Origin of the sequence: Mycobacterium sp. SMC-13, from assembly GCF_045311035.1 — a bacterium.
GTDB lineage: Bacteria > Actinomycetota > Actinomycetes > Mycobacteriales > Mycobacteriaceae > Mycobacterium.
The window spans coordinates 87471-110534 of record NZ_JBJIAI010000007.1 but is presented as its reverse complement, the minus strand read 5'-3'; the positions used below and the strand labels follow the sequence as shown (position 1 = coordinate 110534).

General features: G+C 67.2%; 24 protein-coding genes, 1 tRNA gene and 1 pseudogene. 10 read left to right on the top strand and 16 right to left on the bottom strand.

The window, feature by feature from the left end; all coding sequences use genetic code 11:
- Positions 1-68: 68 nt before the first annotated feature.
- Together ACJH6I_RS12515 and ACJH6I_RS12510 are read right to left on the bottom strand one after the other, a co-directional pair.
- The gene (locus ACJH6I_RS12515) at positions 69-968 is read right to left on the bottom strand and encodes an alpha/beta fold hydrolase (RefSeq protein WP_212814884.1); all 900 of its coding nucleotides are present in this window, start codon (positions 966-968) and stop codon (positions 69-71) included.
- Positions 969-973: 5 nt separating this feature from the next.
- Positions 974-1999: a zinc-binding dehydrogenase gene (locus tag ACJH6I_RS12510; protein WP_212812196.1), complete on the bottom strand. Its 1026-nt coding sequence runs from the start codon at positions 1997-1999 to the stop codon at positions 974-976.
- Between the two features lie 117 nt (positions 2000-2116).
- On the opposite strand from ACJH6I_RS12510, the gene ACJH6I_RS12505 reads away from it, so the two are divergent.
- From ACJH6I_RS12505 to ACJH6I_RS12495, 3 genes are read left to right on the top strand one after another with little or no spacing between them, the layout of a single operon-like run.
- Positions 2117-2923 carry an AraC family transcriptional regulator gene (locus tag ACJH6I_RS12505; RefSeq protein WP_212812197.1) on the top strand — a complete coding sequence of 269 codons (807 nt, stop codon included), beginning with the start codon at positions 2117-2119 and terminating at the stop codon, positions 2921-2923.
- A 54-nt stretch (positions 2924-2977) separates the two neighbouring features.
- The gene (locus ACJH6I_RS12500; RefSeq protein WP_212812198.1) at positions 2978-3904 is read left to right on the top strand and encodes an alpha/beta hydrolase; all 927 of its coding nucleotides are present in this window, start codon (positions 2978-2980) and stop codon (positions 3902-3904) included.
- A complete protein-coding gene (locus ACJH6I_RS12495) occupies positions 3901-4272 on the top strand; it encodes a cupin domain-containing protein (RefSeq protein WP_212812199.1) in 372 nt (123 codons plus the stop codon). The genes ACJH6I_RS12500 and ACJH6I_RS12495 overlap by 4 nt, the downstream gene beginning before the upstream one ends.
- Before the next feature lie 14 nt (positions 4273-4286).
- On the opposite strand, the gene ACJH6I_RS12490 is transcribed toward ACJH6I_RS12495, so the two are convergent.
- The 3 genes from ACJH6I_RS12490 to ACJH6I_RS12480 all read right to left on the bottom strand — a co-directional run bounded on the left by ACJH6I_RS12490 (position 4287) and on the right by ACJH6I_RS12480 (position 8027).
- A complete protein-coding gene (locus ACJH6I_RS12490) occupies positions 4287-6080 on the bottom strand; it encodes a hypothetical protein (RefSeq protein ID WP_212812200.1) in 1794 nt (597 codons plus the stop codon).
- A 144-nt stretch (positions 6081-6224) separates the two neighbouring features.
- A complete protein-coding gene (locus tag ACJH6I_RS12485; protein WP_212812201.1) occupies positions 6225-7727 on the bottom strand; it encodes an alpha/beta hydrolase family protein in 1503 nt (500 codons plus the stop codon).
- A gap of 69 nt (positions 7728-7796) precedes the next feature.
- Positions 7797-8027, bottom strand: coding sequence for a hypothetical protein (locus ACJH6I_RS12480; protein ID WP_212812202.1), 231 nt, complete (start codon positions 8025-8027; stop codon positions 7797-7799).
- A 518-nt stretch (positions 8028-8545) separates the two neighbouring features.
- On the opposite strand from ACJH6I_RS12480, the gene ACJH6I_RS12475 reads away from it, so the two are divergent.
- Complete coding sequence (locus tag ACJH6I_RS12475; protein ID WP_020104397.1) at positions 8546-8962, top strand: transglycosylase family protein; 417 nt, start codon at positions 8546-8548, stop codon at positions 8960-8962.
- A 12-nt stretch (positions 8963-8974) separates the two neighbouring features.
- On the opposite strand, the gene ACJH6I_RS12470 is transcribed toward ACJH6I_RS12475, so the two are convergent.
- From ACJH6I_RS12470 to ACJH6I_RS12450, 5 genes are all read right to left on the bottom strand, one after another.
- A complete protein-coding gene (locus ACJH6I_RS12470) occupies positions 8975-9121 on the bottom strand; it encodes a hypothetical protein (protein ID WP_212812203.1) in 147 nt (48 codons plus the stop codon).
- 179 nt (positions 9122-9300) lie between these two features.
- The gene (locus ACJH6I_RS12465) at positions 9301-10287 is read right to left on the bottom strand and encodes a TIGR03557 family F420-dependent LLM class oxidoreductase (protein WP_212812204.1); all 987 of its coding nucleotides are present in this window, start codon (positions 10285-10287) and stop codon (positions 9301-9303) included.
- Between the two features lie 27 nt (positions 10288-10314).
- Positions 10315-10554 (bottom strand): CsbD family protein, encoded by a 240-nt coding sequence (locus tag ACJH6I_RS12460; protein WP_318985278.1) that lies wholly within the window; start codon positions 10552-10554, stop codon positions 10315-10317.
- A 136-nt stretch (positions 10555-10690) separates the two neighbouring features.
- Complete coding sequence (locus ACJH6I_RS12455; protein ID WP_406784143.1) at positions 10691-12010, bottom strand: Dyp-type peroxidase; 1320 nt, start codon at positions 12008-12010, stop codon at positions 10691-10693.
- Positions 12010-12570, bottom strand: a complete 561-nt coding sequence (locus ACJH6I_RS12450) for a hypothetical protein (RefSeq protein ID WP_064983527.1) — start codon at positions 12568-12570, stop codon at positions 12010-12012. The genes ACJH6I_RS12455 and ACJH6I_RS12450 overlap by 1 nt, the downstream gene beginning before the upstream one ends.
- A 240-nt stretch (positions 12571-12810) precedes the next feature.
- On the opposite strand from ACJH6I_RS12450, the gene ACJH6I_RS12445 reads away from it, so the two are divergent.
- From ACJH6I_RS12445 to ACJH6I_RS12430, 4 genes are all read left to right on the top strand, one after another.
- Positions 12811-13104 (top strand): hypothetical protein, encoded by a 294-nt coding sequence (locus ACJH6I_RS12445; protein WP_064860199.1) that lies wholly within the window; start codon positions 12811-12813, stop codon positions 13102-13104.
- A gap of 36 nt (positions 13105-13140) precedes the next feature.
- On the top strand, positions 13141-13485 hold the full coding sequence (locus ACJH6I_RS12440) for a heme-binding protein (protein WP_212812209.1): 345 nt from the start codon (positions 13141-13143) through the stop codon (positions 13483-13485).
- A 28-nt stretch (positions 13486-13513) separates the two neighbouring features.
- Positions 13514-14128 (top strand): hypothetical protein, encoded by a 615-nt coding sequence (locus tag ACJH6I_RS12435; RefSeq protein ID WP_318985280.1) that lies wholly within the window; start codon positions 13514-13516, stop codon positions 14126-14128.
- A 206-nt stretch (positions 14129-14334) separates the two neighbouring features.
- Positions 14335-14658 carry a CD225/dispanin family protein gene (locus tag ACJH6I_RS12430; RefSeq protein WP_029105914.1) on the top strand — a complete coding sequence of 108 codons (324 nt, stop codon included), beginning with the start codon at positions 14335-14337 and terminating at the stop codon, positions 14656-14658.
- Positions 14659-14759: 101 nt separating this feature from the next.
- On the opposite strand, the pseudogene ACJH6I_RS12425 reads toward ACJH6I_RS12430, so the two are convergent.
- Positions 14760-16091: pseudogene (locus tag ACJH6I_RS12425) on the bottom strand (erythromycin esterase family protein); the annotation flags it as partial.
- A gap of 117 nt (positions 16092-16208) precedes the next feature.
- Complete coding sequence (locus ACJH6I_RS12420) at positions 16209-18290, bottom strand: FUSC family protein (RefSeq protein ID WP_406784188.1); 2082 nt, start codon at positions 18288-18290, stop codon at positions 16209-16211.
- 166 nt (positions 18291-18456) lie between these two features.
- Between ACJH6I_RS12420 and ACJH6I_RS12415 the strand changes: the two genes are divergently transcribed.
- A complete protein-coding gene (locus tag ACJH6I_RS12415; protein WP_318985282.1) occupies positions 18457-18828 on the top strand; it encodes a hypothetical protein in 372 nt (123 codons plus the stop codon).
- 126 nt (positions 18829-18954) lie between these two features.
- Here ACJH6I_RS12415 and ACJH6I_RS12410 read toward each other — a convergent pair.
- A tRNA-Ile gene (locus ACJH6I_RS12410) sits at positions 18955-19028 on the bottom strand.
- Between the two features lie 76 nt (positions 19029-19104).
- Positions 19105-19524, bottom strand: a complete 420-nt coding sequence (locus ACJH6I_RS12405) for a polyketide cyclase (RefSeq protein WP_406784142.1) — start codon at positions 19522-19524, stop codon at positions 19105-19107.
- A 283-nt stretch (positions 19525-19807) separates the two neighbouring features.
- Here ACJH6I_RS12405 and ACJH6I_RS12400 point away from each other — a divergent pair, with 283 nt between their 5' ends.
- On the top strand, positions 19808-20611 hold the full coding sequence (locus tag ACJH6I_RS12400) for a thioesterase family protein (protein ID WP_318985284.1): 804 nt from the start codon (positions 19808-19810) through the stop codon (positions 20609-20611).
- 79 nt (positions 20612-20690) lie between these two features.
- On the opposite strand, the gene ACJH6I_RS12395 is transcribed toward ACJH6I_RS12400, so the two are convergent.
- Together ACJH6I_RS12395 and ACJH6I_RS12390 are read right to left on the bottom strand one after the other, a co-directional pair.
- Entirely contained in the window at positions 20691-22091 is a 1401-nt protein-coding gene (locus ACJH6I_RS12395; RefSeq protein WP_318985285.1) for a DUF222 domain-containing protein, read from the bottom strand.
- 119 nt (positions 22092-22210) lie between these two features.
- A complete protein-coding gene (locus tag ACJH6I_RS12390) occupies positions 22211-23053 on the bottom strand; it encodes a carboxymuconolactone decarboxylase family protein (protein WP_318985341.1) in 843 nt (280 codons plus the stop codon).
- Between the last annotated feature and the right edge of the window lie 11 nt (positions 23054-23064).

Sequence of the window (23064 nt, the reverse complement as noted above, 5' to 3'; positions counted from 1 at the left end):
ACCAGGTGGCGGAACCGGCGTCGAAAATCACCCTGTTGTCAGGGTCGCGAGCACCGCAACGGCGCCGCCTAGCTGCGCCCGACGTAGCTCAGGATCGCCGCGGCCACGTCGGCCGGACGGTCGACCTGCAGGAAATGCCCTGCCCCGTCGATGGTTCGGACCACCGAACCGGCCGGCAGCGCGGTCAGCAGCTGCTCGGTGTAGCCCACCTGCATGGCGCCGTCGTCCGTACCGTGCAGGTACAGGATCGGCGCGCACGGCAGCTCCCGCAGATAGCGTTCGAACTCGGCGTACGGCCCACCGACACTGCCCGGCCGCACCAGCGCCCGGTAGTAGCCGACGGCGGCCGCACGGTGCTCGGGTGTCGGCAGCGCCGCGAGCGTCGTCGCGACATCCGCGGCGACGTCGGTGCCGGCCGGCGACCAGTCGCGCCAGAGTCGCGGGATGACCCGGTGCAGCGTGCGTTCCGGCAGGCAGGGGAGCTGAAAGTACATGATGTACCAACTCATTCGGAGTTGGACCAGGCCCATCCGGGCGGTGCGGGCCGGGCTGAACTTGGCCTGGCTCATTGCCGCCAGCGGCGGGACGGACATCGAGACCACCGCAGCGAACGGCGAATCCTGATACGCGGCAACGGCATTGGCGGCGAAGGCGCCCCAGTCATGCCCCACCAGCACCGCGTCGGGCCCGCCGCCCAACGCGTCGTAGAGGTCGAGCACGTCGGACACCAGCGCGCCGACGTGGTAGTTGCCGTCGGCGGGCACGCCACTCGGGGCGTAGCCGCGCATGAAGGGTGCCACAACCCGGTAGCCCGCCTCGGCGAGCAGCGGGGCGACCCGGCGCCAGCCATGTGCGCTGTCCGGAAAACCGTGCAGGCACAACATCAATCGTCCGTCAGCCGGCCCCCACGCCAGCGCCCGCATGCGCAGTCGCGGCAGCGTGAGGTCCAGGGTCTCCTGATTGGCCATCATCACTACGGGGTCAGCGTGACCTTGATGCAATCCGCGGTCCGGGCCGCAACCGCGGCATAGGCCTTCGGCGCGTCATCGAGCGACATGGCGTGAGTGAAGATGCCGTCGACGTCGAGCCGGCCCGACTGCAGCAGCGGGATCAACGCCGGCCAGGTCTGCTGGACCGGCGCAGTGGTCATGCGCAGCGTGATGCTGCGGATGAGTGACAGGGTCGCGGGGAACGGGAACGGGTTGAGGTCGTGCACGCCGACGACGGACACCGTGCCGCCGGCGCGCACGGTGGCCAGCGCCGCGTTCATGGTGGTGTCGTTGCCGACAGCGTCGATGACCGCGGCTGCTCCCCTGCCGCCCGTCGCTTCGTGGACGGCGCCGATCTGCTCCGGCGTGATCGCGGTGGCGCCACTGAGCGCGGCCATCTCGCGGCGCCCCTCGACCGGGTCGACGGCGAACACCTGACCCGCACCCTGCGCGATGGCGCAGCGCACCGCACACAGGCCGACCGCACCCAGACCGAAGACAACAACGGTGCCGCCGGGCGGGATGTCGGCGCGCTGCGCCGCGGCCCAGCCGGTGGCCAGGTTGTCGGTCAGCAGCAGCGCGGCCTCGGTGCTGAGATCGCTTGGCAGCCGGTGTAACTGGAAGTCGGCGGACGGCACCGCGAGCAGTTCTGCCTGCGCGCCACCGAGCACCCCGGAGCCGAAGATCAGCGGGCCCGATACACAGGTGATCGGGTCTTTGGTGTCGCAGCCGACGCAGTGGCCGCAACCCGCCACCGACGAGATCAGCACCGGGTCACCGACTTTGACGGTGCGCACCTCCGGACCCACCTCGACGACCGTGCCGATGGCCTCGTGACCGAGCGCCAGCGGCGTGGCCAACGGGTAGTCGCCTTCGTAGAAATGCAGGTCCGATCCGCAGATGGCCGCCGTGGTGATCTGGACGACGGCGCCGTCGGGCCCAGGCAGCGCCGGGTCGGGCACGGTGTCGACGTAGACATTCCCGGGGGCGTCGATCGATACGGTTCTCAACTGTCCACCTCTGCTGATCCGGCGTTCCGTAACGCTGTTACAGAGTCACCTTACGGAGTCCGGACTCGGCTGTGTCGAGAACCCTCGGCAAGCCCGCGCCACGCCTACCATCGAGACATGGAAGCGAGCACGCGGCGGCTGAGTGCCGCCGTGTGGGACCTCGCGATTCCGGCGCATCGGCAGCCGGGGCTGGCCATGGCCGGTTTCCGCGGCCGGGCACCGTCGCAACTCGCGCTGCAGCTCGTGCCCTACCCCGCGGTGACGGTGTTCATCGAGTTCGGCGACGGTGTACTCGTCGACGCCACAGGCGCACGCCGGACCGGCGGCGGGGTCGTCGGCCTGACGCCCGGCACCGTGGTCGCTGTCGGCCACAACGTCGACTGCCTCCAGATCCGGCTGTCGCCGACACTCGCCCACACGGTGTTCGGCGACTGCGACCCCACCGGGGTGCTGCCCCTCGACGCGGTCTGGGGCCGTGCCGCCGAGCGCCTGTGCGAGCGGCTGCACACGGCATCGTCGTGGGACGAGCGGTTCGCCATCGCCACAACGGAATTGGCGCACCGGCGCGAAACCGGGCCCGCCGCGGACCCCGAGGTCGCCGCGGCGTGGCACGCGATGGTGCGCAGCCGTGGACAAGTCCGGATCGAGCACGTCGCCGACGAGATCGGCTGGAGTCGCAAGCGACTGTGGCATCGGTTCGGCACGCAGATCGGCCTGCCACCCAAGCGGGCCGCACAACTGATCCGGTTCGACGACGCCGCGCACCGCCTTGCGACCGGCGCCGCGCCCGCCGAGGTGGCCGGTGCCTGCGGCTATGCCGACCAATCGCATCTGCACCGCGACGCCCGGTTGTTCGCGGGGTTGACGCCGGCGGGTGTCGCCGAGGCGCCGTGGCTCGACGTCGATCCCGTGGCGTGGCGGTAGTCCGCGGGAACATTCCTCCAAGACACCGCCCCACCGGGCCGCCATCGTGGTGGCATGGACCCCGAGCTGCAGCCCTTCCTGTCGCTGTTCCCGAAAGCCGAGTTGGACGACCCGGTGGCCGCCCGCCGGCGGCTCGCCGAACTGTCCGCCGCCGTGCCCGCTCCCGACACCGCCGGCCTGCAGATCAGCGACCGTAGCGTTCCCGGCCGCCCCGACGTTCCGGTACGGCTGTACCAACCCGCGGAACCGGTCGGCGCGATCCTGTGGCTGCGGGGCGGCGGATTCGTCATGGGTGATCTCGACACCGAGCACCCCTGGGCCGCGCGCATCGCCCAGGCCACCAACGTCGTCGTGGTGTCCGTCGGCTACCGCTGCGCACCCGAAAACCCTTATCCCGCAGCGCTGGACGACGTCTACGAGGCACTGACCTGGCTGGCGGCGAATGCGTCACAGCTCGGTGTCGAGCCGGGCCGCATCGCCGTCGGTGGTCATGCGGCGGGCGCCAACCTGGCCGCCGCGGCCGCGCTGCGGGCACGTGACGAGGGTGGCCCCCGGATCGCTTTTCAACTGCTGAACCAGCCACCGCTCGACGACCGTCAGCGCAGCTGGTCGGCCCGCACCTTCACCGACACCGTCTTCATGACGCGCGCCAAGGTCGCCGCCAGCTGGCGGCACTATCTCGGCGGCCGACCCGCGACGGCCTACGCGGCACCGGCCCGGGCCGAGGATCTGTCCGGGCTGCCGCCCACGTACCTCGCCACCGCGGAGTTCGACCCCAACCGCGACGAAGCGCTCGAATTCGGGATCCGGCTGCTGCAGGCCGGCGTGTCCGTCGAACTGCACCAGTGGCCCGGCACGTTCCACGGATCTCAGGTGATCCTCGGTGCCGACGTCTCGGTTCGTCTGCTCGCCGAGATCAGCGGTGCGTTGCGCCGCGGGTTGACCGCCGGCTCGGCGGACCTGCGGGCGGTGCCGGCATGACCACCGCCGTCGATCTGTTCGCCTCGTTCGTCCATCTCTACGACGACGGCCGCATCGAACCGGCCGAGCGCACGTTCGGCTCCGGCGAGCCAGGGTGGCACGTCATGACATTCCACGCGGAGACCGACGCCGAGGTGCATGCGGACTATTGGGAAATCCACACGGAGGCAGACGAACTCGTCGTCTGCCTCGCCGGGGAGATTCGGCTGTTCCTAAGGGCTGCCGACGACGGTCCAGGTGTCACCCTGACGACGGGACACGCGCTGGTCGTGCCGAGTGGGACGTGGCACCGCATCGCGTTGTCACGTCCCAGCGACATCATGTCGATCACGTTTCCCCGCGGCAGCCGGCTCGAGCAGCGCGACTGACCGCGGGGACAACGTCAGACCACCTCGCGGCGACGGCGCCCGATGTAGACGGCCAGGCCGACCGCACCGAGGCTCAGCACGCCGCAGGTCACCGCGGCGATGGTCAGCGCCTTGTTCGGGTTCTCCAGCCCCTTCTGGTCGTTGACCAGTTGCAGGTTGTAGTCACCGGGCAGCGGCGCCTCACGCGGCTCGTCGAGGCCCGGGAACTGCTGCGTCCGGTGCACCTCGAATTGCCGTTCGCCACTGGGGCTCTGGGTCCACTGACCCCAGGCCGGGGTGACACCGTCGAGCAGCACGCGGCGTTCGCCGTACTGCACGTCGTCACCGGCGTCGACGATGCGCTGCACCCGGAACGGCTGGTAGACCGCATCCGAATAGCGAACCTGGACAGGCACATTCGCGTAGCTCAGCACCGGCGGAGGCGGCGGGGGCAGCGGCACGCCGACACCCGGGTAGTAGCCGCCACCGAAGAAGCTGCCGACTGCCACGTTGACGGCGGTGTTGACGGCGTTCACCACGACTGCGGTGAAGCTGTACGCCGCGAGGTCGGCGACCTCCATGACGATGCGCTGTAGCGGCGGGATGTACACGATGCGCGGCGCGTTCCGGTAGACGTACACCACCCGCACGGGGTCGCGGTACGGGTTGAACAGCACCGGACGGTAGTAGTCGTCGTACTGCACCCAGTCCGGCCGCCACTGCCGCACGCGGTTGTCCCAGTCCCGGCCCATGGGCCGGTCGTCGCGACGGTCCCAGTCCCGCCGGTTGTCACGAAGGTTCCAGTCGGCGCGGCTGTCGAACTGGAAGTTGGCGACGTTGACGACCTTGGCGAGATCGGCCACGTCGTGCACCGGGGCCGGCGCAGGCAGTTTCACGTCGACTGCTGCGGCGGCCTTTGCGGTGGCGATGTCCTCGACCGGAGCGGTCAGCGTCTCGGGCTTGAGCAGCTCGATCGGCTTCACGTCGCGGACTTCGCGGGCCGCGGCGGTCGACGGCGACGCCGACTTCGACGAACCTGCCGTCACCGTGGCCGACGCGGAGGCCGAGGCTTCGACCCGTCCCGGCCCGGCCTCGACGCGCTCACCGAGCTGGCCCTCCACACCGGCGACCGGCTTGCCTTCTGCCACAGTGCGATCCGTGGGCGCCGTCGACTTGTCCGGATCGACAGCACCGGCCGGCGCCGGACGCTCGGCGAGCGCGGTGGTCGGGCCCTGCGTCACCGAGGTGGCGGACGGCGCCGACTTGTCGGGCTCGGCGACGGCGGTCGATGGCCGCGCCGGCGTGGTCGGGTCGACAGGCGCTTCCTGCGCCTTGGTGACCTTGGTGGTCGGCGCGGGAGCCTCGGTGTGCGACGGCGGGGCCGCGACGACAGGCGTCTCGACCGGCGGGGTCGTGGTCGCCGGAGCCTGTGGCGTCTTCTCCGGTGCCTTCTCGGGAGCCTTGTTCTCCGGGACCTTGTTCTCCGGAGCGGCGATCACCGGCGCCACCGGGGTGACGGGCGCCGCGGGCGGATCGGCCGGCGGCTTGGCCTGAACGGCGGGAACGTCGGCAGGAACAGGCCGGCTCGGCGCCTCTGCCTCTACCGGCTGCTCGCGCTGCTTGCGTCCCCGCTGGCCGCCGTCCTGCCCGTAGCCGCCACCGGAACCGGAGCCGTCCTGCGCAGCGGACGAATCCTGCCGCGGCGGCTTCGGCACCAGCGTGGTGGTGCTCGAGCTGTCTGAATCACTGCTCGGTTTGGCGGACACCGGCGCCGCGCCCACGGTGAGCGCGGTCAACGTCGTCACCACACCAGTGGCGACGACTCCCACGAGCCGGCTCTGCCGGCGTGCCTGGCCAAAATTTTTGTTATCGGTTTTATCGGTTCGAGTACCCATCGCGCATCGACTCCCTGCTGTGTCGCAACGTCTCACCGAGTCCATCTACTTAGACGGGCTCGGCGTTACATTCGACGTCTACTTGCCCGGGTTTGTTCCGGCCGCGATCGTCGCGGCCGGGCCGGCGGGCGGTGCGGGGGTCGTCGATCCCGCCGGGAACCCGGTCACCGGCACACCGGGAGTGCCGACGCGTCCCGCCAGCCACGGCAGGCTGGTCTGGAACGCCGTCACCGCGAACGGCCAGTCGTGCTTGCCCGGCTGCGCCACGACGGCGCAGTCGATGCCCAGCTGACGCCCCTGGGCACACAGCGTCTTCCCGGCCTCGGTCTGGTCGCCCGGGTTGCCGGCGCCGTCGCGGCCGCCGAGGCCGATGGCATCGGGGTGTGCCTTGGCGCCCTTCCACTGCGTCGGGGCATCCGACGAGATGGCGAACCAGCCCGAAACACCTTGATAAGGACCGTGTTTGGCCATCACCGTGCGCGGATCGAACGCCGCCCACTGAGCTTCACTGCCGCCGTAGAGCCGGGCGATGGTCTGCTCCTTGGTACCCGCGTTGGGTCCCATGTCCCCGGCGATGTCCACGAACGTGCCGAACTGCTCGGGGTGCATCACCGAGAGGTCCACCGCGCAGGTGCCGCCCATGGACCAGCCCACGACGCCCCAGTTGGCGGGTGTGGCGCTGACGCCGAACGTCGATTCCATATAGGGCGGGACGTCCTTGGTGAGGTGGTCGGCGACGTTGCCGCGCGGGCCGTTGACGCACTCGGTGTCGTTGTTGAACGAACCGCCCGCGTCCACGAAGACGAACACCGGCGCGTTGCCGCCGTGGGTCGCGGCGAAGTTGTCGAAGAGGCTGGCGACGTTGCCGATGCGCAGCCAGTCCGCCGGGGTGTTGAACTCGCCGGCGACCATCATCACAGCCGGCAGCGGCGGGGTGTTGCGCGCGAACCATGCCGGCGGCAGGTAGACGATCTCGGTGCGGTGTTTGAAGCCCGATGCGGTGTCCGGGATGTCCACCTCGACCACCGCGCCGTGCGACGGGACGACACCGGCGGCCTTCATCGAGGTGACGCTGGACATCTCGGTCTCGTCGGTCAACGGGCCGGCGGTGAGCTCGCCCCACGCGGTCTGCACCGTCGGGAAGTAGCCGACCCAGTCGTTGAGGGCAACGCCGGTACTGAGCACACACAGCGGCACGGCGAGGACCGCGACGCCGCGGCGCCACCACGGGGTGCCGCGCCAGCCGAGTATCAGCACGCCCAGCGCCAGGCCCGACAGGCCCACCCAGATCCACAGGGCCGGCGGCGCCGGGTTCCCCGCCAGGCCTTGCGATGTGGTGAACCAGTTCGCCCATGCGGCGGCCGCGATGCCGAGAATGGCGCAGACCGGCAGCCACAGGTAGCGCCACCGCCGGCCCCGCCAGCCGATGGCGACGAGCAGCACGATCGCGGCGATCACCTGGATGGTCACCGGCAGCCAGCCGTAGAGCAGGGACAGTCCGTGGTGATTGGGGGCGACAACGGGCGGAAGAGTCGGGGCGGCGGGGCCGCCGGAGGCGTCGGCAAGGAGCGTCGTCGTCACAGAATTCGATGATGGTGGCGGTAGCTGTGCGCCGGCTGTGCTGACCGCATGAGGCTCGTGAGCTTCGGGCTAGCCGATCCCCACGCCGAAATACAGCTCGGGCACGACGCCCGGAAAGAGGTCGCGCGGGTTGGCGCCGCCGGCCTGTCCCGGAATGCCGACGCAGACGTCCTCCTCGACGCCGTCGACGTGCCGGCTCTGGCAGGTGGCCGGCTGGTCGGCGGTCGCGGTCGGCGCCGTGAGGAATCCGGCACAGAGAGCCGCCGACAGTCCGGCGGCCAGCCGCGCTGTCTTGTTCATCGCGTTCATTGCACTCGTCATTGCTCGGGCATTCGTCGCCATGCCGGTTTCCGCCTTGTGACCAGTTTGCGCCCGGCCGATTCGGGACGCCAGGACCATTCCGAACGAATGCCAGACGGTCCAATTCACTCTAGTAACAGCAGTCACAGCTGTCACATAGGAAACTCTAATGTGGATTAGTAACTCAGATCACTTCAATAACAATTGCATCACTGAGCGCGATTGAATCACTAATAACAAAAGAATCACAGGCCCCAGTAGTGCCTATAACCACACGGTAAACACTACTCACGTAACAACTCACTGACCTGCAGCGACACGCCCAGTAACAACAGTCAGCGCCGTCGCTTCTGCATCAGAAATATGCAGAAACACTAAAATTACTCGAAGAATAACAATTACCCCATTAGCACAGCTGATTATCAGGTTTAACGTCTGTATAGACAGCACCATGCGTCAATTGCGAACCATTTTTGCGAGCGGAATCAGGCCGTTCGCACAACAGGATCGAGGTGGGTATGAGCGGGCACCTATTTGTTCGTGCGGTCGCCATCTCCGGCGTCCTCGCGATCTCCCAACTGTCGTTGGCGATCTCCGAGGCAAACGCCGAACCCAACTGGGACGCCATCGCCCAGTGCGAATCGGGGGGCAACTGGTCGGCCAATACCGGCAACGGCTACTACGGCGGGCTCCAATTCAGCCCCGGCACCTGGACCGCCAACGGCGGCACCGGCTCACCGGCGGCGGCCAGCCGCGGAGAACAGATCCGCGTGGCCCGAAATGTCATGAAGACACAGGGAATCGGCGCATGGCCGGTATGCGGTAGCGCGGCTGGACAGGCTCAAGCGCCCAACGTGTGCCGCACTCTCGTGCAGTTCATCCCGCTGTCGAACCTGCCGTTCCTGTGCCGGACGCTGCTCAGCGTCTTCCGCTGACGGCCAGGAGAACTACCTGCTGGTCAGCATCGCGAGTTCCTGCTCGGTGACCAAGCGCTCCATCTCGGCCCGGTAGGCCTGGTCGTCGGACGGACGACGGGTGACGGCGGCGGTGACCTGCGCGACGATGCGTTCCACCTTGCGAGCTGTAGACATCATTGGACGCTCCCAACCACGAACTGAATGGCCTGACTGCCCTCCGGCCACTCTGATCACACTGGTCTACACGCGTCACATTTTGGATACGGCTGCATCACATGTCGCGCACGTTGGCGTGCCGTGCGCGTGTCGCGCGCAATCGTCGTGAGACCGTGCCGCGCTCCGCGACACGACGCCCGTCAGGCGGCGTCGGCGCGCAGTGCCGCCAACAGCGCCGGGGCCGCCTCATCGAAGAAGCTGTCCTGGGAATCTCCGCCGATCTGCACGAGTGCGATATCGGTGAAGCCGGCGTCCCGGTAGGCGCTGACGGCCTCAACGACGGCGTCGATGTCCGGGCCACAGGGAATCTGCTCTGCCACGTCCTCCGGTCGCACGAACCGCGTCGCGGCATCAAAAGCCTTGGGGTTGGGCAATTCCGCGTTCGTCGGCCAGCCACCGCCGAACCACCGGAACTGTTCGTGCGCACGCGCCACTGCCTTGTCGCGATCGCGGTCCCAGCAGATCGGCAACTGCGCCACCGCGCGTCCCGTCGTCTCCAGGCCCTGCACCCGACGCTCATGGATCCACTGGTCGACGATCGGTTTGTCAGGTGACACGTCGATCATGAAGTCGGCGAAGTCAGCCAGCCGCCCGACCGCCTTCTCCCCTGTCATCGAGATGCCGATCGGGACGGGATCGGCAGGCAGATCCCACAGTCGCGCGGAGTCGACCTGGAAGTACTCACCCTTGTGGTTGACGACCGCGCCGTCGAGGAGCTGGCGGATGATCTTGGTCGCCTCGCACAGCATGTCGAGGCGGCGCTCGTAGGCCGGCCAGCCCTGACCCGCCACGTGTTCGTTGAGGTTCTCGCCGGTGCCCAGCCCGAGGAGGAACCGGCCGTCCGCCAGAATCTGTGCCGTCGCCGCCTGTTGTGCGACGACAGTCGGGTGGTACCGCATCGTCGGACACGTGACGTAGGAACAGAGCTCCACCCGGCTGGTCGCATGCGCAACGGCACCGAGCACCACCCAGGCGTTCGGCGCATGCCCCTGCGAGACCAACCACGGCGAGTAGTGGTCACTGCAAACTTCGAAGTCGAAGCCCACTTCCTCGGCCCGAACAGCATGTCTGACAAGCTCTTTCGGGCCGCATTGTTCAGTCATCAAGGTGTAGCCGAATGAAGTCATACGCGCGCCCCTCCGATGTAGCGCCAACTACTGATCCTGCTGGTTCGCGCGCTCCCGCGCCTCTGCCGCCTTTGCGGCCGCCCGGGCGGATTCCGCCTCGGCTTCCCGCTTCGCCGCGTCGCGCTGCGCCTCGCCCTTGTCCTGCTGCGCCTGGCCCTCACGGAACAGGTCGTCGCGGCCGATCAGCGCACCGAGCAACGTCTTCACCTTGCCTTTGATGCCTTCGACGAGACCTTTGGCAGCTTCTTCCGGACCGCTCTTACCCATGAGCTCCTCTTTCCGGTCGTGGTTTCGCGACGGCCGAGCCATCCAGCCGCCACTGGATGGGTTCCCCGACCGTCGGATGCGAAACATGGGCTCGCGTGGCTGCACAACATGGCCCACGCCGGGCCGTGGAGAAGTCTCAGTCCCCCAGCGACGCCAGATAACGGATGCCGCCGATACCCGGCAGGAAGAAATAACCGCCGCCCTTCAACGTGGTGAAGGCCGGAAGTCCCTTGTGCACCTTGCGAATCGGCCGTTTCGGGACCGTGAAGTCGAGCGTGCCGTCCTGCGTACCGCAGATCGGGTCATGCTCGTTGCCGAGTTCGTGGAACGCCTTGTCGTTGATCCAGACGTTCTGCGCAAACTCGAACTGGCGCACCAGATCCGCGCAGATGATGAAGGCCGCGATACCGCGGTCGACACCGTCGTCCGGTGCTCCGTCGGGCAGTGCCGGGCCGTACGTCGCGCCGCGCCGGATCATCCGGCGGCGATTCATGTAGTGCGCGGTATCGCGCGGATTGAGCCGCCGTGCGTGCGCCCCCAACGGACACGCGTAACCGAACGGATCCTCTTCCTTGTAGTTGAAGTCGTTGTTGCGCATCGGATCCGCGCCCAACTCGGGGTCGTCCTTGTCCGGAGCCAGCACCAGCGGGGCGCCGCTGCGCCACCGGCCCATGAACTTGGCGGCCAGCAGCTCTTCACCTTCCGGGCTGTCCGCGTTCTGGCGCAGGTACTCGCGAAAGACGGCGACGTGCTCCTCGAGCCTGCGGTACGCCATGTAGCTGCCGTTGCGCGAAAGCACCTCGGGCTGAGGCAGATCCACCACCGGCCCGTTCTCGTCGTCGTACCCGAGAATGAACTCCCCGGGCGCCAACGGGTCGCCCGAGCCTGGCGTCGGCTCCTCCCCCGACCCCTTCATGACCGGTTGCGACAACCGGTCCCGGAATCCGAAGTGGTCGTGGGCGTAGTTGAACGGCGGCGTGGCATTGAGATCCAGATACGACAGGCTGCGCACGCCGTCGGTCCGCGCGAGTAGGTCGTCATGCGCCGCGATGGACTTCGCATTCTGTTCGTCCGTGCGGGAGAACAGGATTGCGATGGCGTGCAGGTCATCACCGGCCAACCCGCCGACCCAGTGCTCCGGTGCCGCGGGCCCGACGTCACCCAGGATGGCGGCCCGCGATGCCATACCCTCCCGAAACGCATCGGGGAACGTCGCCAATAACTCCTCGGGCACGCCCAACGCGCGCAGGCCATTCCAGGTGAACGCCAACGTGACCCAACGATCGGACTCGTCCATCGTCGCCTTGGCGTCGGTCGCGGACTGCACCTTGTCCTGCATCTCTGCCAGCCATGCCCGGCCACCTTCAGGGGTGTCGAACGTCAGGAACTCGTAGCGCCCGGTGAGCGCAGGGGTCCGGGTCAGCAGGATGTGCTGAATGTCGTCGAACTCGAGCATTACTGCATTTGGTCCAGCATCGTCGAGAACGCCGCCTTGAGCCGCAACGCCTTCTTGATCTCGTCCGCGGTCACGTAGGGGTACTCGCCGTACTCCAGGAAGCTCGGCTGCTGATGGTCCCGGACGAACTTGATGAATGCCTCGGTGTTGGTCTGCCAATCTTCCGGGAAGCCTTCGAGATTGGTGAACACCGTCGTGACGCCGGTTGCGCTGAACAGTGCCACCGCATCTTCGGTGTACTTGTCGAAATCGGTGTCGAAGATGCCCATGTACTGGAAGTGCAGACCCGAGCCCACGTCGAACAGGTTCCAGCGCAGGTAGTGCAAGCGCAGCGGCGCCAACGCCTCCGGACTGGCCTTGATGGTCTCCTCGATGGTCTTGCCGTACGCCCTGACCACTTCCTCGCGGCCCTCTTTCACCTTCGCGATGATTGAGAAGCCGTAGCAGGCCGGCGTCTTCGGGAACACCGGGCCGTAGCGGCCCCGCACCTCCTCGAAGTAGCCCTCCTTGGGGATCGCCATGGCCGCCGGTTTGGTCCAATCCTGGCTGTTCTCGCTCATATTGACCCCTTCGTCACGCATACTCGACGGGACGGACGGTACCACCGCCGCCATGCTTCGCGCGGCGATTGTGGCCCGGTCGCTCAGCAAACCGCACCAAGGATTAACACAGCCTAAACAACGCAATAATCGCGCAACCGCTTCTTGAGCGGCAACGCCCAATTATGCTCAGCCGACACCGGTTCCGCGCACCGGCACCGTGCCGACCACCGCGAGCCAGCCGTTCGAAGGAAGAAGACCATGCGACTGAAGCAGCGCTCCCTGAGTCTGGGTCTGGCGCTCACGTTTGTGCCCATCGGCCTCAGTGCGGCAGCGCCGGCCTCGGCCGACTGCACCGGCGCCGGATACGCCACCGTGTGCGCACAGGGTGACGTTCGTGGCGGCGGCCCCACGCCGCCCAGCGCGGCCTACCCGTCGTACTGCGCTGATCCCTGGTATTGCGACGACGGCTGGGGCGTGGACGTCATCGTGCCCCTGCCCCCGCGCCCGCCGCTGCGCCCCGGCGGCGGTGGCGGTATCGGTCCGCGTCGCTGATCCCTTTATTTCGACAACCTCGAGGAGCAACCAAACATGAGAATCCGCAACATCATCGGTGCCGGCCTGATCGCCGGTGCGACGTTCATCGGCACAGCCACGACCGCCATTGCCGACCCGCCGGACTGCACTGCCGGCGACCTCGCGAACGTGATGTCCGGCGTGAACGCCGCAACCGCGTCGTACCTGTTCACGCACCCCGATGTGAATGCGTTCTTCACGGGTCTCAAGGGCAAGACTCGGGATCAGATGCGGACCGATATCACCGCGTACATGGATGCGAACCCGCAGGTGAAGACCGACATCGAGGGTATCCGCCAGCCTGCGGCCGACTTCCGCGCGCGCTGCAACGCCCCGATGCCGGACGGTCCGCTGAACTGACGGCGGGGGCCGGAGAGGAGTGAAACCGATGAGCTCTCGCATGAGGGTGGCCGGCGGCGCGGTTGCGGTCAGCGCGGCGGTGATCGTGACGATCACCGGATGCAGCAAGGATTCTGCGCCACCCGCCGCGTCGAAGTCGGCGACGTCGTCGAGCGCCGCCACGTCGACGACCGCCTCCACTCCGGCCCAGCCCGTCGACTACTCGGCGCTGCTGATCAAGGCGACCGACCTCGTCGCACCCGAGGAATTCATCGCAACCCCGCCCGTACCGGACCCGGGCGGTAAACCCGGTGTCGCAACGTCGTTCGGCAACGCCGACCGCACCCACGTCGTCGGCGACACCATCCTGATCCTGCCGGACCCCGCCGCCGCCACCGCGGCGCTCGAGGCAGCCAAAGCCACGCTCGGGGGCAGCGTGGTGGGCGGTACGCCCGCACCGATCGAGATTGGTAGCGGCGGCATTTCGGTGTCGGGCAACTCGCCCGACGACTCCAAATCGGTGACCGTCGTGCTGTTCACCGAGGGCCGCGCGTTCGTCACCCTCGAATTCGACGGACCCAAGGACGCCACCCCGCCGTCCGACTTCGTGCTCGACGTCGGCCAGAAACAGGCCCTGGCCATCAAGAACGGGCTGCACGGCTGACGGTCGTCCACCCGCTCCCGTAACCGCAGCCACCGCTCACCGCTGCAATATTGGGATCGGTAGCCGTCCCGGCGTTGTGTCCTTGCCCGGTAGGCGTCCCAAACGGATTCCAATCGGTGCGCCGTAGCGTGCCGAAGCGGTCACCGCTGACCGCGTCCGACGACGGACGTCCTACCGAGTAGTGACCGGAACAACGAAAGGCTGCAATGACTGAGATACCGCCAGGGAACTACCCTCCGCCGCCCGCCGGCGGCCTTCCGCCCGCAGGTGGACCGCCCAACAACAACCTGGTGCTGGGCATCCTCGTCACGATCTTCTGCTGCCTACCGTTCGGCATCGTGTCGATCGTCAAGGCGACTCAAGTGTCGGGTCTGTGGGCCCAGGGCCAGTTCCAAGCCGCGCAGACTGCCGCGGACGAGGCCAAGAAGTGGGCGACGTGGGGTGCGATCGCCGGCGCCGTGGTGCTCGTGATCTACCTGGTGTTCACGTTCGTGATCGGCGCGGCGTCCTACGGGGCTGCGTTCACCTGATGCGACTCGACGGTGGCCGCCGCACCCACAGTGGTGCCGGCGGTCCACCGGCGGGGAGCCGCGCTGACAGCATTGGGCGACAACAGAATCCGGGTACCGGTTCAGAGCCCACTCGGATACGTCTCCGGAGTTTCCCCTTCGTGCCAGACGCTGGTCGGCTCGAGCGGTTCCAGCGCCCGGGTCCGGTCGATATGGATCATCGCGTCGTACTGATCGGCGGCACGCACGTGGTAGTAGTGGCTCTGCCGTTCCGTCTCGGGGCGGTAGATGACGCCGATGGCGCGGCTCAGGCGCGCCACCGAAAGCGGTTCGGCGGCTTGACGAGTGAGCAGGGGCGATACGAAGAATGACGTGCCACCCACAGCGTGCAAGAGCTCCTCGACACTGCCGCTGAGTGCAGGCCGGACCGCCTTGCGTTGGGCGACGCCACCCCACCTGCTCGCCGCGGTCACGGTGCCTGCGTAGGTGCTGAAGCCGATCAACCGGCACTCACGGCCATACCGTTCCCGGACCAACTGGCCGAGCGTGAGCTGTCCATCACGACCCACCTCCGTCGCGCGCGCGTCACCGACATGCGAATTATGCGCCCAGACAACGACTTTGGAGTCTTTGGCGCCGTCGCGGTCCAGGTGGTCCAGCAACGCGCTCAACGTGCGGGCCATGTGTTCGTCGCGCAGATTCCATGACGACACCCGGCCACCGAACATCGTGCGGTAATACTCTTCGGCGTCACGAACGGCCTGCGCGTTCTGTTCGGCGTAGAACGCCTCGTCCTCACCGAGCAGGCCGTCCTGATTGGCGATATCCGCCGCGTTGCGCTGCATATCCAAGAGCTGTTCGATCGCCTGGCGTTCACACGTCCGTCCCGCGCCGAAGGCCGCGGCATAGCCGTATTCCTGACCGTCTTCGGCCGACGCGACATGGTCGAAGCAGGCGTAGCGCTCGCGGGCCCTGCCCGCGGCTCGCGGATCAACCTTGTCGAGATACGCGATGACCTCACTCATGGAGCGGTGCATGCTGTAGAGGTCCAAGCCGTAGAAACCGGCCGGCCTGCCGCTGCGATCGGCGAATTCGGTATTGCACCGGCGCAGCCAATCGACGAAATCCCGGACCACGACGTTGCGCCACATCCAGGCCGGAAATCGTTCGAACCCACTCAGCGCCTGATCCGCGGACCGATCGTCACCGAGTCCACGAACGAACCTGTTCACCCGGTAGGAGTCCGGCCAATCCGCCTCAGCCGCAACGGCGCAGAACCCCTTCTGCCGGATGAGCCACCGCGTGATCGCGGCACGTGCGGCGTAGAACTCATGCGTTCCGTGCGACGCCTCCCCGATGAGGACGATTCGCGCATCGCCGATCAGCTGTTCCAGCACGTCCACCGGCGGTACCCCGTCGGGTGCCTCGATCGCGACGGAGCGGATGACGTGCGCTGACGCGTGCCTGCCCAGGGTTCGCAGTGACATCGATCGACTCCTCTCATCGACCGGCATTCCCCGCTTTCAGATGCGTAAACGGCAACCCCGATTCTCGGAGGTTTGACGCATGACTCAGACCCTGCTGGTGACCTCGGTCAGCGCCCGATCCAGCATGTTGAGCGCCCGCACCGACGCACGCACCGGGCCCGGCCGCATCTCCGGCAGCCCGACATCGAATACGGCTGCGTCGCTTCGCTTCTCAGCTCCGACGTCTTCGCCGGCGATCAGTCTCCGCACCCGCGCTATCGCTTCATCGGCGCGTGCGGCGGCCTGATGCAACGCGGCGTCGGCGCCATCGGGAGGCTGCCCGGCATGCGACGCGGTCACCCCGGCACGCGCCAGGGCATGCGCCGAACGGTTCGCGACCTGCAATCCGCGCATCAGGCGCCGCACCCCGTGCCGCAGTTCCGAGACCGGGCCCATCTGGAGCGGTTTGCCGGCAGTGATTGCTGCCTTCAACGAGTTGTCCATCCGGCGGGTGTCGACAACCAGATCGCCGGCATCGCCGGCGGTCAGTACCGCCGTCACCGCGGTGTCGATCACCCGCTTCATCTGGTCGAGGTAATCGGTGACCTTTTCGGCGAACGTGGCGCGGGTCTTGGTGGAGAAGACGAAATACGCGGACGCGATACCCACCAGGCTTCCCACTGCCGTTTCCGCGATGCGTACCTCGAGGACCTGGGCGCTGAAATTGCCGAGGAGGCCATACAACATCGCCAGCAGGACCGTCACGAAGAAGGTCAACCAGAAGTAGGCGACGGTTGCCAGGTAGAACGCGAAGAACACGCAGACGACGAGGACGACGATCTGCAGCGCCGGGTTCCGCCCGATCTCCGCGGCGAGCAGCACGCCCGCCACCACCCCGGCGATGGTGCCGACAATGCGATGACCGGCACGCGAAAGGATCTCGCCGCGCGTCGAGACGCCCGTGAACACCAGGAAGGCCGTCAGCACCGCCCAATATCCGCGATCGGGCGAGATCAGATTGCCCAGAACCGTTGCGGCACTGGTCGCCACCGCGACCTGAATCGCGGCCTTGGTGCTGGGATTGAGCCCCTGAGGCGTGTCGTGGTCGTCGTCGCCGTCGGTCTCGGCGGCGGCGATATCGTCGTCGCTGATGCCGCGGGCGTTGGTGGTGATGTGGTGAATTGCCAAGTGCGCCTGCATCGCCCGGTACGCCGTGACGGTCGCGACGCCCGCCGAGGCCGAAAGGTCGGCCTTGTCCGCCGCTGCGGCACCCATCCGCCGGGCCTGCCGCAACTGTTCGTCGGTGGGGTTGTTGTCCAGGCAGATCCGCAGCGCTGCGACCGCATCAACCAGGCCGTCGGGCCACGGCTCGTCCTGGTCCAGCCACCACAGGAACGACGCCGCCTGCTCCAGCATGATCTGCGCCTCGAAAACCCGCAGCGCCAGGTCCTTACTGGTGACGCTCAGTGATTTGGCGGCCTCGTGCCGATCGAGCCAGTCGTCGATGAGCAGCGCAGTCTCACCGAGCTGGTCGAGTTGGTGCCGGGCGACCTCGACACTCACCTCGCCGCGCCGGGTGGCGACATCCAGTGTCGAGAGCGATGCGGCGCGCAGCGCCGACAGGAGGCGACGTGCCTCGATACGTGGCCGTTCGGGAAACAGCAGCACATGCACCAACAGTGACGACACGATGCCCACCGCAACGGCCACTGCCAACACCGGAATCTGATGCACCGGGGTCCGCAGGAACATGACGAAGAAGTACGAGATGAAGGCGACCATCCCGAGCGCGTTTCCGCGCGGGCCGTACCGCCGCACCCACACCGCGGCGAAGAGCACAGCGATGAAGCCGACGTCGACGATCTTCCCGTGGGGCACCAGGAATGCGGCCAAGGCCATGGCGCCGATCGCCGGGAAGAACAGCAGCAGCGTCGTGATGTTGCGGCTGCGCTGGTCTCGGTCCTTCACGGCGGCCGAGGCCTGCATCGCGACCACCGCGCCCAGCATCGCGACCGTCACCGGCTGGCCGGCCGCACGGGTGAACACCAACATCGCGCCGATCGCCAGCAGCAGCGAGAAGGTGGTCGCCGCTGCGCTGCGCAACCGGATGCGTCCGGGGTCGGCAGCGCTGAGGACACTCGCTCTCCGCACCACCGCCGCCACCCGCACAGGCCAATTCTGCGGCATCAGCCTGTGTGGCATGTCCAGCTCGGTGGACGTCGCGGTTCTGGCTTCGCAGCGTTGCCAACCGGCGTAAGTTACCGTCGTGGCACGTCGCAAAGGTGGGCTGACCAGCAGGTTGATCAGCGCTGCCATCGCATCGCGGCTAAGTCGCGATGAGGAAGTCGGCGGCATGACGCTGCCGAACGTGCGGCTGTGGCTCGGCGGTGAACGCAATCAGCCACTTGGCGATTCGGTGGTTCTGCAAGTGCGTTCGGCCGGCCTGCCCTGCGACGTGATCGCCACCGGCGAGATCGACGTCCCCCGCCGGATGCGCCAGCCCCGGACACTGCATCTGCGGCCCGCCATGCTGAACCTGCCGCCCTTGCGCAAAGCCACGCTTGCTGTCGAGATTCCTCCCGTCGCGCAGCGCAAGGCCGCTCGCGCACTGAAACGAGGCGAACCCGTCATCGCCGTGATCGAAGTCGAAGCGACGGATAGTCGGGGCAGTTCGGCGAGGGTCACGCGGCGAGTGTCGTTGAGTCCACCGCGTCAGGGAGTTTGAGTTCGGGCCGGGCGGTGCTCGGTGTCAAGGATCAACCGAAGCAGGTGTAAAGCATCAGCCGAAACACTGTCAGGCATCACCCGACAGAGAAATGTCAGCCATCAGCCGACGTAATACAGCTTTGAGTAGGGCGGGCGGGGCTCGAACCCGCGACCAATGGATTATGAGTCCACGGCTCTAACCAACTGAGCTACCGCCCCATCGCGAAGATCGCGGCCACCATGTTCGCATGGCGCCGCGGGCGGGCACCCCATGGGCTGCCATCGGCGTTGCGGTCTAAGAGCCGCCACGCCGGCAGAGCGCTTCCGCCAGCCGCTCCGTCGACTCTTCCATCTGCGCGCGGCCGATGACCGGCAGGCGCTCCAGCATGTCGGTGTGTCGGAATGCCGACCAGTCGTATGTCTCAGTGACAAGTGTCCGCTCCGGTCCGATCGGCGTGAGCCGCCATATCCAGGTGTGACCCGCAGGTTCTTGGCCGGGTTCGGCGGGGGCCCATCCGACAGCACGGTCGGGCTCGTAACAGATGACGTGGTTCTCGACTCGGTTGCCCGCTCGCATGTTCATCACGAACACCGCACCCAACTCGCTGAGGCGGCGATGGTCGGCCGAACTGAGGATCATGCCGCTCGTATCGAGCACAACATGGTTGTCCGGCGTGGTCAGAAACGCGAACACGCGATCAGCAGGCGCGTCCACGACACGTGGTACCTGTATGCGGCTGTGGTGAATAGCCATCACTGAAGCTCCTCTGCGAATTCACCGCCTATATATCGAGACTGCGCACAGCGCCGTTTGTCATCGTGGCTCGGTGTAAACGGGCATCTGATCGGCCCTGAGCGGATGCGTCTCTTTGGCTGCACGCCAAGCCGGTGGAACGGCTTCAACGACGCCTTGTTTCGCGCCGACGCGACCGGCAGGGTGTCCAGTCGCGCGGCAACACGGTCAGGCTGCCCAACTGCCACCAGGCATCATGTGGAGCGTGACTGGCTCTCATTCGTTCGACCAAGCCCTGGAACTGCAGCCCGTCGATGACACGCGCATGCGTGGGCAGACGCACCCGGATTGGGCGAACATGGTCGGCCCCTTCGGCGGCATCACCGCGGCGACGCTGTTGCACGCCGTCGAGCTGCGACCCGACCGCATCGGTGAGCCGCTGGCACTCACGGTCAACTTCGCCGCGCCCATCGTCGACGGCGAGTTCGACATCACCTTGAAGCCCGCCCGCACCAACCGCACGAACCAGCACTGGATCGCCGAACTCAGCCAGGACGGCGACATCAAGACCACGGCCACCATGGTTTTCGGCATCCGCCGCGACACCTGGTCGGACGATGAGTCACGCATGCCGAGTGCGCCCAGGCCGGAGGGGCTCGAAGTCAGCGGCCCTCCCCTGCCGTGGGTCAGCCAGTACGACATGCGTTTCGTCGAAAACCCTTTCCCGGCAGAGGATTCCGAGCCCAGTGAGTCGTCGCGGACGACGCTGTGGGTGCGGGACGCCGACCAGCGCGGCCTCGACTTCGCCGCCCTGGCCGCGATGTCCGACATCTTCTATCCCCGGGTTTTCCTGCGGCGCGGCGGATTCTTCCCGGCCGGCACCATCTCACTCACCACGTACTTCCACGCCAATGGGCAGGAACTCGAAAGCATCGGCGGGGACTACGTATTGGGCAGTGCGCACGCGAATCGCTTCTCGGACGGGTACTTCGACCAGAGTGCGCATGTGTGGGCCCGCGATGGCGCGCTGCTCGCCAGCACCCATCAGATCGTGTACTTCAAGGGCTGAAGTCCTCACCAGCGAGCGACTCGTTGCGGCGCACGTGGCACTGCCGTCGCGGCATGGTATGCCGTGGCGCGGTGCCGGATCAGATTGCGGGACTGTCACTTTCGCCGCCGTCATCGTCGCCGCTCTCGGGTGGGTAGAGGGTGGGGTGCCAGTAGTGGTTGGTTCGGGGTTGGCCGACGTCCAGTAGTGGTGGCGGGGTCCAGTGGGCGCGGCCGTTGGCCATGGTGGTGTGCCAGCCGCCGGTGTCGGCGAGGCGGTTGTCGGGTCCGCAGGCCAGGGCGAGGTTGGTGATGTCGGTGGGGCCATCATCGCGCCAGTCGGTGTCGACGTGATGGGCCTGGCAGCGTGAGGCGGGGGCGGTGCAGTGGGGTTTGGTGCAGCCCAGGTCGCGAGCGAACAGGGCGAATCGTTGCGCCACAGTGGCGGTGCGACGCGCTCGGCCCAGGTACAGCGGTTGTTCGGTGTGGTCGTCAAAGACGACGAGGTAGTGGTCGGCGCCGCGGGCAGCCATGCGGATGAGATCGCGGATCGGTAACCGGCTGCCGGTGAGGGTCAGTGCGTGGCCGGTGCCGCGCTCCAAGTCGGCGACAGTGCAGGTGGCCGCGATGGCCACAGGTAGGCCGTTGTGGTCGCCGAGGTCGGTGCCGAGGGCGATGCGGCCCATGGCGGCCAGGGCGTCGTGGTTGCGTTGGTCGGTGCTGCGGGTGTCGTGGTCGATCTGGGCTTGGGTGGGGGTGCCGGATTGGCAGGGTGTGGGGTCGGCGGGGTTGCACATGCCGGGGGCGCCGAGTTTGTCGTGGACTGCTTCGAGGGTGGCGCGTGCTTCGGGGTCGAGCCAGCCGTCCACTTTGGACATGCCGTCGGGTTGTTGCTTGCCGATGCGGAAGCTGCGTTTGCGGGCGCGTTCGGCGTCATCGGGCAGCGGCCCGTCCTGATCGAGCAGGTACAGCAGCGCCTCAGCCGCGGCCCGCAGTTCTTCCGGGGTCTGGTGCCGCGCCCCGGCAACCAGGGACTGTTCAAACTGCCCGCGGGTGCCGGGGTCGACCCACCCGGGGAGTTTGTTGATGAACTGGCCGATCACTTTCACGTGCTCGGTGTTGATCACGCCGTCGGCCTGGGCGGCGGCGACGAACTCCCACTCCGGCGGCAACGGTTCGCCGGTCAGCCCGGTGCGGGGCGCCAAATACTGGGCGTCGCGGACCTGGCGGTTGGCTTCCGTGGCGTCCAGGCGCAAGCGGATACGCAGCACCTCAGCCCAATTTTTCGCGCCCAGTTCACGGGCCGTGACCTGAGACTGCGCCGCAACCAAGATCCGGTGATCGACGGCCTCGGCCGCGCATTTCAGGGTTTCGCGGCGGGACTTCAACGCCAACAACGTCGCCACGTCCAGGCCGGTGTAGTCCAGGGATGCGAGCCGCGCGTGCGCCGCCTCGTAGGCGGCGTACGCCTCCTCGACAGCGGCCGGATCGGTCAATCCCATACATCGAACACTAGTTCGAACCACCGACACGAAACCGCCAGCGATGTGACGCTAGTTACCTACCGTGACCAGCGCAAACAAAGTGACCAAAGTTTTTCAGAGCGCTCCCAGAACAGCCCCTAGGAGAACACCGGCTGCCCGTCGGCTCCGAGCAGATAGCGCTCGGTGCCCTCACTGACCCGCGGCGCGTCGCCACCCAAAGCGACGGCAATCTTGTTGATGCCGTTGCGCATCACGTCGAGGGTGATCTCGGTGGCCTCCGCGTCGGAGAAGTGCGCCCGCACCCCTGCGGCAACGTCGGCCGGTATCCGCGACGGCGTCCACACCAGAGCGTCGACGTAGCGCAGCGCGGCTTTCGGCCTCTCGTCGAGCAGCGTCGACGACTCGTACAGTTCGATTTCCGAGTACAGCGACTCATTGCCGCCGGCATCCAATGCTGTGCCCTCGCGCAGCGACTTGCACAGCCGGCAGTTGTGCGCGGCCGCGCCGCGCAGTCGCACCACTTCGGTCAGCACCGGATCGAGCTCGCGGCGTGCCCCTACCGAACTTGCGAAGCGGTTCAACAGCAGGTCCACCGGGTCAGTGTCGTGATCCCAGCCGTCGGGATCGGCGATCGGCGGCAGCCCGAGCGCCGCAAATCCGGCCTGCACTCGCGGCACGAAGTCCGCGACGTACATCAACGCCACGATGCGAAAACTGTTGGCGCCCAGCGCTGCAGTGAGCTCTCCGCGCTGAGCCGCGGAAATCACCGACACGTCGGTGCTGAACTGCTCGGCGAACTCAGCCACCAGCGGCTCGGCGTCGGACACGGGCCCGAACACTGCTTCATAGGGCAATGGCGCGAGGCCCAGGGTCTCGGCACACGTCTGCCGCATCGCCGCGTTGAGCCGCCGATCGGCGGGCGGCGACAGTGCGATCAGGGACGTCAGTAGCTCCTCCACACCCCGGATTATTGCCGCGATGAGACGATCGA

What these genes read in the sequence shown, in the direction of transcription:
- ACJH6I_RS12440 (WP_212812209.1), top strand. Translation starts at nt 13,141, where the DNA reads ATGAGAATCCGCAACATCATCGGTGCCGGCCTGATCGCCGGTGCGACG.
- ACJH6I_RS12470 (WP_212812203.1), bottom strand. Translation starts at nt 9,121, where the DNA reads ATGATGTCTACAGCTCGCAAGGTGGAACGCATCGTCGCGCAGGTCACC.
- ACJH6I_RS12420 (WP_406784188.1), bottom strand. Translation starts at nt 18,290, where the DNA reads ATGCCGCAGAATTGGCCTGTGCGGGTGGCGGCGGTGGTGCGGAGAGCG.
- ACJH6I_RS12450 (WP_064983527.1), bottom strand. Translation starts at nt 12,570, where the DNA reads ATGAGCGAGAACAGCCAGGATTGGACCAAACCGGCGGCCATGGCGATC.
- ACJH6I_RS12495 (WP_212812199.1), top strand. Translation starts at nt 3,901, where the DNA reads ATGACCACCGCCGTCGATCTGTTCGCCTCGTTCGTCCATCTCTACGAC.
- ACJH6I_RS12445 (WP_064860199.1), top strand. Translation starts at nt 12,811, where the DNA reads ATGCGACTGAAGCAGCGCTCCCTGAGTCTGGGTCTGGCGCTCACGTTT.
- ACJH6I_RS12500 (WP_212812198.1), top strand. Translation starts at nt 2,978, where the DNA reads ATGGACCCCGAGCTGCAGCCCTTCCTGTCGCTGTTCCCGAAAGCCGAG.
- ACJH6I_RS12430 (WP_029105914.1), top strand. Translation starts at nt 14,335, where the DNA reads ATGACTGAGATACCGCCAGGGAACTACCCTCCGCCGCCCGCCGGCGGC.
- ACJH6I_RS12505 (WP_212812197.1), top strand. Translation starts at nt 2,117, where the DNA reads ATGGAAGCGAGCACGCGGCGGCTGAGTGCCGCCGTGTGGGACCTCGCG.
- ACJH6I_RS12465 (WP_212812204.1), bottom strand. Translation starts at nt 10,287, where the DNA reads ATGACTTCATTCGGCTACACCTTGATGACTGAACAATGCGGCCCGAAA.
- ACJH6I_RS12460 (WP_318985278.1), bottom strand. Translation starts at nt 10,554, where the DNA reads ATGGGTAAGAGCGGTCCGGAAGAAGCTGCCAAAGGTCTCGTCGAAGGC.
- ACJH6I_RS12395 (WP_318985285.1), bottom strand. Translation starts at nt 22,091, where the DNA reads ATGGGATTGACCGATCCGGCCGCTGTCGAGGAGGCGTACGCCGCCTAC.
- ACJH6I_RS12480 (WP_212812202.1), bottom strand. Translation starts at nt 8,027, where the DNA reads ATGAACAAGACAGCGCGGCTGGCCGCCGGACTGTCGGCGGCTCTCTGT.
- ACJH6I_RS12435 (WP_318985280.1), top strand. Translation starts at nt 13,514, where the DNA reads ATGAGCTCTCGCATGAGGGTGGCCGGCGGCGCGGTTGCGGTCAGCGCG.
- ACJH6I_RS12475 (WP_020104397.1), top strand. Translation starts at nt 8,546, where the DNA reads ATGAGCGGGCACCTATTTGTTCGTGCGGTCGCCATCTCCGGCGTCCTC.
- ACJH6I_RS12515 (WP_212814884.1), bottom strand. Translation starts at nt 968, where the DNA reads ATGGCCAATCAGGAGACCCTGGACCTCACGCTGCCGCGACTGCGCATG.
- ACJH6I_RS12455 (WP_406784143.1), bottom strand. Translation starts at nt 12,010, where the DNA reads ATGCTCGAGTTCGACGACATTCAGCACATCCTGCTGACCCGGACCCCT.
- ACJH6I_RS12415 (WP_318985282.1), top strand. Translation starts at nt 18,457, where the DNA reads ATGACGCTGCCGAACGTGCGGCTGTGGCTCGGCGGTGAACGCAATCAG.